The sequence below is a fragment of the Streptomyces lacaronensis genome, from assembly GCF_047337785.1.
Lineage (GTDB): Bacteria > Actinomycetota > Actinomycetes > Streptomycetales > Streptomycetaceae > Streptomyces > Streptomyces lycopersici.
Window position 1 is genome coordinate 1,752,736 of the sequence record NZ_JBLHDK010000003.1, and the last position, 11,513, is coordinate 1,764,248.

Sequence of the window (11,513 nt, forward strand, 5' to 3'; positions counted from 1 at the left end):
TCACCGGCGGTCGGCCGCCGCCTGGGCGGTCTGCGCGACTTCGGGCGATTCGGTGTCCAGCGGCACCGCCCAGGGCGGGACCATCCCGAGCTGTACCCCCTGGCGTGGCAGCACGGCGTCGAGCAGCCAGTCGGCGGCGACCCGGACCCGGTTCCCCGGCATCGCCATCAGGTGGTAGCCGCGGGTGACCGCGTTGGCGATCGGCCCGGACAGCGGGATGTGCAGCGGGTCCGCCGCGGCCTGCACCCCGCCGAGGTCGACGGTGAACCCGAGGTCGTGGTGTTTGTACGGCTTGGCGGTGCCGCGCCCGAGGGACGCCAGGACGTTGTGGCCCGCGATCTTCCCCTGCCGCTGGGCGTGCTGCGCGGTCATCGGGGTGAACTGGCCCGGCCGGGTCAGATCGGGCACCGCGGCGGCGTCCCCGCAGGCCAGCACGTCGGGATAGCCGGGCACGGCGAGATACTGGTCGACCCTCAGCCGGCCGCGTTCGGTCGGCATCCCGAGCTGCTCCACCAGCGGGTCGGGGCGCACCCCGACGCACCAGATCAGCGACCGGGTTTCGACGAACTCGCCGTTGTCCAGCAGTACGCCCTCCGAGGTGGCCTCCTTGACCGTGGTGCCGGTGCGGACCTCCACACCCCGTTTGCGCAGCACCCGGTCGGCCGTGCTGGACAGCTTCTTGTCCAGCTCGGGGAGGACCCGGGGGGCGATGTCGAGCAGCATCCAGCGGGGCCGGGGCGCGTCGCGCAGCGAGGTGTTCTTCCGCGCGAGCGAGTCGGTGACGAGCACCCCGTGGGCGGCCACCTCGGTGCCGGTGTAGCCGGCGCCGACCACCACGAAGGTGCGGCGGGCCTCCCGCTCCCGGGGGTCGGCGGCGGTGTCGGACATCTCCATCTGCCGGGTGATGTGGTCGCGCAGGTAGAGCGCCTCGGGCATGCCGCGGAAGCCATGGGCGTGCTCGGCGACACCGGGGATCGGCAGCAGCTTGTTGACACTGCCCACCGAGAGCACGAGCCGGTCGTAGTCCATCTCGCCGGACCGTCCGTCCGGGTCCCGCCAGGAGACCTTGCGGGCGTCCAGGTCGACGCCGTGGACCTCGCCCAGCACCAGCCGGACGTGCGGCAGGGTGCCGGTGAGGGAGACCGAGACACGCCGGGGTTCCAGGACCCCGGCCGCCACTTCGGGCAGCAGGGGCAGATACAGGAAGTAGTCGTTGGGATTGATCAGGACGATGTCCGCCGCGCCGCGCAGGGTGCGGGAGAGCGTACGGGCGGCCTGATAACCGGCGAAACCGGCACCGACGATCACTATGCGTACTGGGCTCACACGAATCTCCCGGGCATACGGGGCCAGGGAGCTCCAAGTGCCCGTGAGAGTCCGGACCAAACGTGGGGCCCGGTCGGCCCCGCCCCCGGGGGCCGTGTTCCGGGGGCGGTTCCCGGTCGCGGTCCCGGGGCCGGGACCGGGTGCGGGGCGCGTTACGTCAGCGGCGTCGGCGGGCCGTCTGCGCGTCGATCCGCTCGTCCCAGTCGATGCGGTAGCCGGTCAGCCAGTCCGAGGAGCCGTTGCCCGCCCGGTCCAGCTTGCGCGGCATGGTGACATCGCGCAGGGCGCGTGCCACGGGCCCCGGCGCCGTGCGGCGGGCCATGCCCGCGCTGGCCGCGGCGACCTTCTCGACCCGCTCCCGGCGCAGCGCCTCGTACGCGGCGAAGGCCGACTGGGGCGTACGCAGATCGCGCAGGCATTTGGCGAGTACGACACCGTCCTCGATGGCCATCGAGGCGCCCTGTGCGGCGTTGGGCGCGCAGGCGTGCGCGGCGTCGCCGACGATGACCATGGCCTCCTCGGACCAGGTGGGGGTGGAGACGATGTCGTAGGCGGCGGTGGCCACGATGGTGTCGCCAGTGGCGCGCACCAGGTCGGCGGCGGGGGTGTTGTCCTCGGCGAAGAGCGTCAGCAGCCGCTCCCGCCACTGTTCGGAGGTGACGGCGGCGAGCTCGGCCTTGGACATCTCCTCGGCCGGGGCGTTGCAGAACCACCAGACCTCGCCGTCCGGGGCGGTGGTGCAGCCGAAGAACGCCTGCTTGCCGAAGATCATCGTGTAGGCGTCGGGGTCCGGGGGCGAGCCGGCGTCGCGGGTGTAGCCGCAGACGGTGTGCTGACCGGTGTAGCGGGGCCGGGGCGCGGCCGCGTCGATGAGCCTGCGGACGAGCGAGTGGATGCCGTCGGCGCCGATCAGCATGTCGCCCACGGCGCGGCCGCCGTCGGCGAAGGAGCCGACGATCCGGCCGTCGGGGCTGGTGTGGGCGGCGAGCAGCCGCTTGCCGCCCTCGACGCGCACTCCGCGGCGCACCGCCTCCTCGCGCAGCACCCGGGCGAGGGTGGCGCGTTTGAGTGTCACGGAGCCGAGGCCACCGTCCTGCGATCCGGACATGGGGCGGTTGCCGAGCCGCTTGCCGGTGTTGCTGATGAAGTCGACGCGGCCGGCCGGGAAGGAGTTCTTCAGCACGGGTTCATGGGCGTCGATGGTGCGCAGTGCCTCCAGGCCGTTGGCGGCGACGACGAGGAACGCACCGGCGTCGATGGAGTCCGTGGGGTACGTCTCGTAGACGACCGCGTCGATGCCGGCTTTCCGCAGGGCCATCGCGGTCACCGTGCCGGCGATGCCGCCACCGATGATCAGGGCTGTGGTCATGGTGCTCCGTGACGTGGCGTGGGGTGTCGTGTCGTGTGTTCGCGACAGCACCATATGGCGGCCCGGAGCTCCCCGGGTCAAGAGCGGCACTTCAACTAACGGGCGCTGGGCGGCATTTGGGGCGGAACCCGGCAGGTACGCCACTTGAGCAGCTACTTGGGCAGCTACTTGAGCAGGCGGGACAGCCGCCGGTCGGCGAGCGGCTTGCCGCCGGTCTGGCAGGTGGGGCAGTACTGCAGCGCGGAGTCGCGGAAGGACACCTCGCGAACGGTGTCCCCGCACACCGGGCACGGCTGCCCGGCGCGGCCGTGCACCCGCATACCGCCGCGCTTCTCCCCCTTGAGGTCGGTGGCGGCCAGGCCGCGGGAGCGCTCGACGGCGGAGCGCAGCGTGGTGCCCATCGCCTCGTACACCCCGGCGATCTCCGCTTCGGTGAGGTCCGAGGCGAGCCGGTAGGGCGACATCCGGGCGGCGTGCAGGATCTCGTCGGAGTAGGCGTTGCCGATCCCGGCGATGACGCTCTGGTCGCGCAGCACCCCCTTGATCCGGTGGCGCACGCCGCGCAGCAGCCCGGCGAACGCCTCCAGGGTGAAGGAGTCGTCCAGCGGGTCCGGGCCCAGCCGGGCGATTCCGGGGACCTCCTGGGGGTCATCGACCACGTACACCGCGAGCCCCTTGCGCGTCCCGGCCTCGGTGAGGTCGAAGCCGGAGCGCTCCGGCCCGGCCAGGAGCAGCCGCAGCGCGAGCGGGCCCTTGCCGGGCCGGGGCGGGGCCTCGGGGAGTCCGTCCCGCCAGCGCAGCCAGCCCGCCTTGGCGAGGTGGACCACCAGATGGGGGCCGTCGGTGGCCAGGTCGAGGAACTTGCCGTGGCGGGCCGCGGCCGTGACGGTGCGGCCCTCGAGCGCGCTCAGCGGCGGGTCGTAGGTCTTCAGGACGCTCACCGCGACGGGGAGGACGCGGGCGATCTCCCGGCCGGCGGCGCGCTCGGCCAGGATCGCGCTGAGGGCCTCCACCTCGGGCAGCTCCGGCATGCCACCAGTGTGCCGCAGACCGGAGCGGAACCACCCGGGGCGGCCCGGGTGACCGATTCCCCCCGGTGCACCGCTCCGGGCTGCGGGCCCGCACACCCTCCCTTAGCGTCTCATTTGTTCCCTATCGTCCCTGCTTGCCTCGTACGGAGCGTTTCCCATGGTCGACACCGGACAGCAGTCCGTACGCAGCGAGGCGGCACGCGGCGGTGAGGCACGCCTGGGCGAGACGGCACGGCAGGAGGTGGCGGGCGGGACGGCAGGCGCGGCGGACGAGGGCTATGAGGCGTACGAGGGCGGCAGCCCCGAGGCCGAGTGGCTGCGCTTCCAGAAGCTGACACACGAGCTGATGCGGATGCCGCGGTACTCCGACTGCACGGACGGCTCGGGCGCCCCGCCGCCGCTGCGCGCCTTCCGCGGCGAGGCGGCGCTGGGCGTGGAGAACGCCCGGCTGCGGTTCCGTTGCGACCTTCCGCCGGAGCTGTGCGTGGGATACGCCCGGCCGGGCGCCGAGTACCCGGCCGTGGTGCGGCTGTCCAGCGCGAGCGGCTCCGAGGGGTACGGCGCCACGCCCGATCTGCGCCGGCTGGCGGTACGGGTCCAGGCCGGTCCGGAGGAGACCCACGATCTGTTGGCCACCAGCTTCCCGGTGTCCCATGCCGCCGACGCGCACGAGTTCGTCGCCTTCGCCAAGGCCACGGCGGGCGCGGGGAGCACCGTGGAGAAGGCGTTCGGGCTCTTCGTCCGGCTGCCGCTGGCCGTCGGCTGGGCCACCGCCGACCGGATGCGCCGCAATATGCGGATCGCCACCCGCCACACCGTGGGCTCGCTGGCCCGCGAGACCTTCTGGAGCCGGGGCGCGATCCTGTGGGGCCCGGCCGGTCCGGTGCGCTACCAGCTGCGTCCGGCGCCCGGCGGCACCCCCGCTCCGCCGCCCGACGGCGGCGACCCCGACTATCTCCACCGTGAGCTGGCGATGCGGCTGGCCACCGGCGACATCGCCTTCGAGCTGTGCGTACAGCGCTATCTGGACGACCGCCGCACCCCCGTCGAGGACGGTTCGGTGGAGTGGAGGGAGAGCGACGCGCCGGTCGTCCCGGTCGCGGTGCTCACCGTGCCGTGCCAGGACCTGGACAGCGCCCGGGCCCGGTCGGCGGCCCGCCGGGTCGAGCAGCTGACGTTCAACCCCTGGCACACCACCGGGGAGTTCCGTCCGCTCGGCAACCTCAACCGGGCCCGCAAGGCCGCGTACGAGGCCGCCGCGGCGCACCGGCTCGGCCTGCGCTTCCCCGCCGCCGAGCAGCGGCCCACCGCGCTGCTTCCCGCCCCGGTGCGCGCCGCCTTCGACCTGCCGGTGCGGGCGGTCTTCGGCCTGGTCGACCGCTGTGTGCCCTGGCATCGGCTGCCGGCGCCGCTGGGGCTGCTCAACCCGGCCGCGCTGGGCCGGACGCTGCGCCGGTTCGGCCTCGTCGAGGGGGACGGCGCACCCGAGGCACCGCGGCGCCCGGCACCGGCCGGGGAGAGACCGCGGGTGGCGCGCCCGTACGACGGCTCGATGGGCGATCCGGCCGTGGCGCGGAGGGACGTGGCCGGGGCCGCCTCCGGCCGTGGTCTCGCACCGCTCCACCGGCCCGATCTGATCCATGTGCCCCACCCCGCCACGGTCGCCGGAGAGCTGCTGCACCGGGCGCGCTTCCGGCCCGCCACCTCGCTCAATGTCCTGTCCGCCGCCTGGCTCCACTTCCAGTCCCCCGACTGGGTGGACGGCGCCTGCCACCGGTGGGAGGGCTTGCGGAGGTACGGCGGCGGGCTGCGCCTGGAGGACGGCCATCTGCCGCTGGGCCCGGGCGGGGTGCCGCCGATCGGCCCGGCCGACACCTGGTGGCTGGGGCTCGGCGCCATGCACACGCTCTTCGCCCGTGAGCACGACGCGGTCCGCGAGGCGCTGTGCCGCACCCATCCGACGATGAGCGAGGAGTCGGCGCACCACACGGCCCGGCTGGTGGTCTCCGCGCTCATCGCCAAGATCCATACGGTCGAGTGGATCCCGGCGATCCTCGCCACCGAGATGAGCGACATCGGCTCGAAGACCAACTGGCAGGGCCCGCCCGCCCATTGGCTGTCCCGGCTCGGCCTGTGGCTGTTCGAGGCGGGCGCGTCGGCGGGCCTCCCCCGTGGCGTACCGGACCATCCCGAGATGCCGTTCGCGCTCGCCGAGGAGTTCATGGCGGTCTACCGGACGCATCCGCTGCTCCCGGACGGCATCGAGCTGTGCGACCACCGCTTCGGGCGGCGGACCCGGGCGCTCGGCTTCGACGAGGTGCGGGGCCCGGCGGCCGAGGCGGTGCTGCGCAAGACGGGGCTCGCCGACACCCTGTACTCCTTCGGCATCGCCCATCCGGGCGCGATCACCCTCAACAACTACCCGCGCGCACTGCGGCGTTTCGCGCGGGACGGCGAGACCGTCGATCTGCCGGTGGTGGATCTGGCGCGGGCCCGGCGGCGGGGCGTACCCCGGTACAACGACTTCCGGGCCCGGCTGGGCATCCCCCGGATCCGCTCCTTCGAGGAGTTGTCCCCCGATCCGGACACGGTCGCGCGGCTCGAAGCGGTCTATGGCTCGGTCCACCAGATCGACACCGTGGTGGGGCTGTACGCGGAGAACGAACCCGAGGGGTTCGGCTTCAGCGAGACGGCGTTCCGTGTGCTGCTGCTCATGGCCACCCGGCGGATCCGGGACGACCGCCTCCTGACCGTGGACTTCCGGCCCGAGGTCTATACCCGGCTGGGGCTGGACTGGGTGGCGAAGTCCGGCATGACCTCGGTGATCCTGCGGCACTGCCCGGAGCTGGCCGGGGCCCTGCCGCGCGGGGCGAGTCCGTTCGCGCCCTGGCGGCCGGTGGGCACCCCGGCGCTCACTCCTCGGGGCAGCACGGCCCCGCCGCGCCGGGGCGAGCCGTGACGCCTGTTGAACCGGTTCAGTTCTGCCGGAAGCGGTTGATGGCCGGGAGATGGCGCTCGCGCAGCTCCGGGTCGCGTACCCCCAGCCCCGCCTCCGGGGCCAGGCACAGCACGCCGACCTTCCCGGAGTGGCGGTTGCGGTGGACGTCCTGGGTGGCCGTGCCGACCGCCTCGAGCGGATAGACCTTGGAGAGCGTGGGGTGCACCATCCCCTTCTCGATCAGCCGGTTGGCCGCCCACGCCTCCCGGTAGTTGGCGAAGTGGGTGCCGATGACGCGCTTGAGTGCCATCCACAGATAGCGGTTGTCGAACTCATGGCGGTAGCCGGACGTCGAGGCGCAGGTGACGATCGTTCCGCCGCGCCGCGCCACGTACACACTGGCGCCGAAGGTCTCCCGGCCGGGGTGCTCCACGACGATGTCCGGGTCCTCGCCGCCGGTCAGTTCGCGGATCCGGGACCCGAAGCGCTTCCACTCCTTGGGGTCGGGCGTGGTCGCGTCCTTCCAGAAGCGATAGCCCTCCTCGGCCCGGTCGATGACCAGCTCGGCTCCCATGGAGCGGACGAGTTCGGCCTTGCGCCGGCCGGAGACCACGCACACCGGGATCGCCCCGCCGTTGACGGCCAGCTGGGTCGCGTACGAGCCGAGGCCACCGGCCGCGCCCCAGATGAGGGTCACATCGCCCTGTTTCATCTGGGCACCGTTGCGCGAGACGAGCTGCCGGTACGCGGTGGAGTTGACCAGTCCGGAGGACGCGGCCTCCTCCCAGGTGAGGTGGGCGGGCATAGGCATCAGCTGGTTGGCCTTGACCAGCGAGAGCTCGGCGAGCCCGCCGTAGTTGGTCTCGAAGCCCCAGATGCGCTGCTCGGGGTCGAGCATGGAGTCGTCATGGCCGTCCGGTGAGCGCAGTTCGATGGACAGGCAGTGGGCCACCACCCGGTCGCCCGGCTTCCAGTGGCGCACCCCCGGCCCGGTGCGCAGCACCACACCGGCCAGGTCGGAACCGAGCACATGGTAGGGCTGGTCGTGGCGGGCCGCTCCGGGGTCGTCGGTGCGTGCGTAGCGCTCCAGGAAGCCGAAGGTCGGCAGCGGCTCGAAGATGGCGCTCCAGACGGTGTTGTAGTTGATCGCGCTGGCCATGACCGCGATCACCGCCTCGCCCGGCCCCGGTTCGGGCGTGGGCACCTCGCGGATGTGGAGCGACTTCTGGGGGTCCTTGTCCTTGGTGGCCATGCCCTCGAACATCTCGGACTCCTCTTTGAGGATCACCGCGCCCCGATAGGACTCGGGAAGGTCCAAGGCGGCGAAGTCCGCGGCGACCGCGTTTTCTGCCAGCACGGCGCTGATGATGTCCTGCATGACATGTCCTCCGATGTACCGCTCCGGGCACTCTGTGTCCCGGAGGCTATGGCAGCGGCCACGATCCGAATAACCCCTAGCTCCGCCCGGGTCGCGCCCCCTAGGCGCCCCCCTATACGGCCAGGGAGTGCAGACAGGCGATGAGCGTGCGGGCCTCGACGTTGACGTAATGGCTGTGGCGGATCAGGTCGAGCAGCTGACGCACGGCCATCCAGCGGTAGTGCGGCGGCTCCTCGGGGACGGCGCTCATCTCCGTCTCCACGACCAGATAGCGGTTGAAGGCATGGAAGAAGCGGCCGCCCTCCTCGGAGAGCACGGTGTCGAACCGCACCCGCTCGGCCGGTGCCTCCACCACCTCCTTGAGGAACGGCGGCGTGGCCGCCTCGGGCAGATGGGTGTAGTTGCGCGGGGTGCACTGCACGGTGGGGGCGAGCTCCACCACGTCCGTATAGCCGGGTTCGGCGCGGGCCTGCACCAGTACATGCGGCACCTTGTCGGCATGGGCCAGCAGAAAGGCCGCCACGCCCGGTCCATGGGGCTCGATCATGGGCTGGGTCCAGCCGCCCACCTCGCGGCCGCCCGCCGTCACGTCCACGGCCATCACGCTGAAGAAGCGCCCGCTCTCATGGGAGATGCGGTGGGCGTTGCGATGCCAGCCGGTGGTCTCCCGCAGCGGTATCCGCTCGGTGAAGACCTCGCGCTCGGTGCGCAGTCCGGTGATCCAGCTGAGGATGTCGGCGTCGCGGTGGAGCGTGTGCCGCCCCTGCCGTTCCGGCTCGACGCTCCCGTGTGATCCGGCGGCCGGGAAGGTCTCCCCGGGGTCCAGCGGGGAGTGCGGCAGACAGGCCAGGACGCTGCGCGCGTCCATGTTCACCAGGTCCTCCACGGCCAGCAGATGGTGCAGCTGGCCCAGCGTCAGCCAGCGGAAGCCGTCGCGCACCTCGACGTCCGTCTCCGGCGCCACCTCGACCAGCATGTTGCGGTTGCGCTTGCGGAAGAACCAGCTGCCCTGCTCCGACTGGCGGACGTCGGCGAGCACCCGGTGCCGTTCCGTCCGCTGGAAGTACTCCAGATACGGCACCGCCCGGCCCTTGTGCACCCGGGTGTAGTTGCTGCGGGTGGCCTGGACGGTGGGCGACAGCTGGAGCCCGCCGTGGTTGCCCGGCTCCATCTTGGCCTGCATCAGGAAGTGCGGTACGCCGTCGAAGTCCTTGACCAGGATGCCCAGGATGCCGATCTCCGGCTGGTGGAGGATCGGCTGGCGCCACTCCTCCACGGGCGCCCCGGGCATCCGTACCCGGATGCCCTCGACGGTGAAGAACCGGCCGGTCTCATGGACGAGGTTGTGGCTGTCCGGCGCGAAGCCCCAGCCGCGCATCGCCTCGAACGGGATGATCTCGATCCGGGACTCGTCGGCGTCGACGCGCTCGCGGAACCAGCGCTGGAAGTCGGCGAGCAGGGTCACCGAGCTGTCGACGGTGGCGGCGGAGCGGACCAGCCGCTCCTGGAGCGTGCTCACCACGCCCACGCCTCGGGTCCGGGGCCGCCGTTGCCGATCGGCGGGAACAGCAGGTCCAGTTCGGCCAGCACCTCGTCGGACAGCGTCAGCTCCATGGCCTTGAAGGCCCCTGTCAGCTGGTCCAGGCTGCGCGGCCCGATGACCGGGGCGGTGATGCCGGGGCGTCCCATCACCCAGGCAAGACCCACCTCGGCGGGGTCGGCGCCGAGGCCGTCGCACAGCTTCTCGTACGCCGCGACGGCGTCCCGGTGGACCTCCAGCGCCTGGGCGGCCCGGCCCTGCGCGGTCTTCATCGCGGTGCCCTCGGCCAGCTTGCGCAGCGCCCCGCCGAGCAGCCCGCCGTGCAGCGGCGACCAGGCGAGCACCCCGACCCCGTACCGCTGGGCGGCGGGGATCAGCTCCAGCTCGATATGGCGGGTGACGAGGTTGTACACGCTCTGCTCGGAGACGATGCCGAGGAAGTGGCGGCGGGCCGCGGCCTCCTGGGCCTCGGCGATGTGCCAGCCGGCGAAGTTGGACGAGCCGGCGTAGCGCACCTTGCCCTGCCGGGTCAGCGTCTCCATCGCCTGCCACACCTCCTCCCACGGGGCGTGGCGGTCGATGTGGTGCATCTGGAACAGGTCGATCCAGTCGGTGCCCATCCGGCGCAACGAGTCCTCGCAGGAGGCGATGATGTGCCGGGCGGACAGCCCCGAGTCATTGGGCCAGTCGGTCATCGGGTTGAAGACCTTGGTGCCCAGCACGACCTTCTCGCGCCGGCCGCCGCCTTGGGCGAACCAGCCGCCGAGGAATTCCTCGGTGTAGCCCTTGTGCTTCTGCCAGCCGTACTGGTTGGCGGTGTCGATGAAGTTGACCCCGCGGTCCAGGGCGGTGTCCAGGATCGCGTGGCTCTCCTCGTCGCTCGCCCTGACCCCGAGGTTCAGGGTGCCCAGGCACAGTCGGCTCACCTTGAGGGCGGTGCGGCCGAGATAGGTGTACTGCATCAGTGTCCTTCGGTACGGGCCGCCGCGGCGGCCGGTCGGCTCGAGGTGGCGGAGGCGGCCCACAGGTCGTGGAGGGATTCCTTGAGGGCCACCTTCGGCGACCAGCCCATGAGCCGCCGGGCGAGGCGGATGTCGGCCTGGGTCCAGCTGCCGCCCTTGCTGTGCACGGCGCCGCTCTCCTCGCGCACCAGACGGTCGGGGACCTGGGAGGCGGCGATCAGCAGCCAGGCCAGTTCGCGCATGCTGAAGGCGTCGCCCTGCCCGATGTTGAGCACCCGGCCGGTCACCGGGCTGCTCGCGGCCAGCACCACGGCCTCGGCGACATCGCGGACGTCGATGAAGTCGCGCCGGTCGTCGACGAGGGTGACGGCGAGCGGAGCGTCCTCGGTGGTGTGGCGCAGCCGGTGGGCGAGCCCGCCGAGGAAGCTGCCCCGTGGGGTGCCAGGTCCGCAGACGTTGGTGACGCGCAGGACGCAGCCGTCGATACGGCCCGCGTCGGCGGCGCCGAGGACGATCCGGCTCCCGACGAGCTTGGTGCGGGCGTAGGGGGTGCGGGGGGCGGTGGGGTGGTCCTCGGCGATGGCCGTGCCGTCGGGGACGGGGCCGTACTCGTGCACCGAGCCCAGATGGACCAGCCGCGGCCGTCTGGGGAGGGTCGCCACGGCGTCCACCAGCCGGTCCACGAGCGGGATGTGCGAGGCCGTCATGCTCGCCTCGTCGCCCTCCCAGCTGTCGCCCGCGGCGTTGACGACGAGATCGGCGGACTGTGCTGCCCGGACGATGTCCTCACTCGGCGCGGATACCGCGTCAAGTTCCAGAAAGTCGACTCCGGGAATGGGTTCGGCGGGTTTTCTCGCGATTGCCAGGGCTTGATATCCGCGCTTGGAGAGAGCCCTGCAGATATGTCGCCCAATGAATCCGGTGCCGCCGATGACAACGGCCTGCCGATCTCGGATGTGGCCCATATCG

General features: G+C 72.2%; 8 protein-coding genes. 1 reads left to right on the forward strand and 7 read right to left on the reverse strand.

The features are described 5' to 3' along the window. From ACMTAK_RS07830 to ACMTAK_RS07840, 3 genes are all read right to left on the reverse strand, one after another. Window positions 1–1,326: an NAD(P)/FAD-dependent oxidoreductase gene (locus tag ACMTAK_RS07830; RefSeq protein WP_413805505.1), complete on the reverse strand. Its 1,326-nt coding sequence runs from the start codon at window positions 1,324–1,326 to the stop codon at window positions 1–3. Between the two features lie 157 nt (window positions 1,327–1,483). Continuing rightward, on the reverse strand, window positions 1,484–2,695 hold the full coding sequence (locus ACMTAK_RS07835; RefSeq protein ID WP_413805506.1) for an FAD-dependent monooxygenase: 1,212 nt from the start codon (window positions 2,693–2,695) through the stop codon (window positions 1,484–1,486). Window positions 2,696–2,859: 164 nt separating this feature from the next. Beyond that, the gene (locus tag ACMTAK_RS07840) at window positions 2,860–3,726 is read right to left on the reverse strand and encodes an Fpg/Nei family DNA glycosylase (protein WP_413805507.1); all 867 of its coding nucleotides are present in this window, start codon (window positions 3,724–3,726) and stop codon (window positions 2,860–2,862) included. A gap of 157 nt (window positions 3,727–3,883) precedes the next feature. Between ACMTAK_RS07840 and ACMTAK_RS07845 the strand changes: the two genes are divergently transcribed. Continuing rightward, window positions 3,884–6,685, forward strand: a complete 2,802-nt coding sequence (locus ACMTAK_RS07845; protein WP_413805508.1) for a peroxidase family protein — start codon at window positions 3,884–3,886, stop codon at window positions 6,683–6,685. 16 nt (window positions 6,686–6,701) lie between these two features. Here the strand turns inward: ACMTAK_RS07845 and ccrA are convergent, their stop codons facing one another. From ccrA to ACMTAK_RS07865, 4 genes are all read right to left on the reverse strand, one after another. Then, window positions 6,702–8,042, reverse strand: a complete 1,341-nt coding sequence (gene ccrA / locus ACMTAK_RS07850; RefSeq protein ID WP_413805509.1) for a crotonyl-CoA carboxylase/reductase — start codon at window positions 8,040–8,042, stop codon at window positions 6,702–6,704. Between the two features lie 112 nt (window positions 8,043–8,154). Then, complete coding sequence (locus ACMTAK_RS07855) at window positions 8,155–9,564, reverse strand: NDP-hexose 2,3-dehydratase family protein (RefSeq protein WP_413805510.1); 1,410 nt, start codon at window positions 9,562–9,564, stop codon at window positions 8,155–8,157. After that, entirely contained in the window at window positions 9,558–10,544 is a 987-nt protein-coding gene (locus ACMTAK_RS07860; protein WP_413805511.1) for an aldo/keto reductase, read from the reverse strand. Before ACMTAK_RS07860 ends, ACMTAK_RS07855 begins: the two co-directional genes overlap by 7 nt. Beyond that, window positions 10,544–11,509, reverse strand: coding sequence for an NAD-dependent epimerase/dehydratase family protein (locus tag ACMTAK_RS07865; RefSeq protein ID WP_413805512.1), 966 nt, complete (start codon window positions 11,507–11,509; stop codon window positions 10,544–10,546). Before ACMTAK_RS07865 ends, ACMTAK_RS07860 begins: the two co-directional genes overlap by 1 nt. Window positions 11,510–11,513: the final 4 nt, after the last annotated feature.

Coding starts and splice junctions, on each gene's coding strand:
- ACMTAK_RS07865 (WP_413805512.1), bottom strand. CDS start 11,509: ATGGGCCACATCCGAGATCGGCAGGCCGTTGTCATCGGCGGCACCGGA.
- ACMTAK_RS07860 (WP_413805511.1), bottom strand. CDS start 10,544: ATGCAGTACACCTATCTCGGCCGCACCGCCCTCAAGGTGAGCCGACTG.
- ccrA (WP_413805509.1), bottom strand. CDS start 8,042: ATGCAGGACATCATCAGCGCCGTGCTGGCAGAAAACGCGGTCGCCGCG.
- ACMTAK_RS07835 (WP_413805506.1), bottom strand. CDS start 2,695: ATGACCACAGCCCTGATCATCGGTGGCGGCATCGCCGGCACGGTGACC.
- ACMTAK_RS07840 (WP_413805507.1), bottom strand. CDS start 3,726: ATGCCGGAGCTGCCCGAGGTGGAGGCCCTCAGCGCGATCCTGGCCGAG.
- ACMTAK_RS07845 (WP_413805508.1), top strand. CDS start 3,884: ATGGTCGACACCGGACAGCAGTCCGTACGCAGCGAGGCGGCACGCGGC.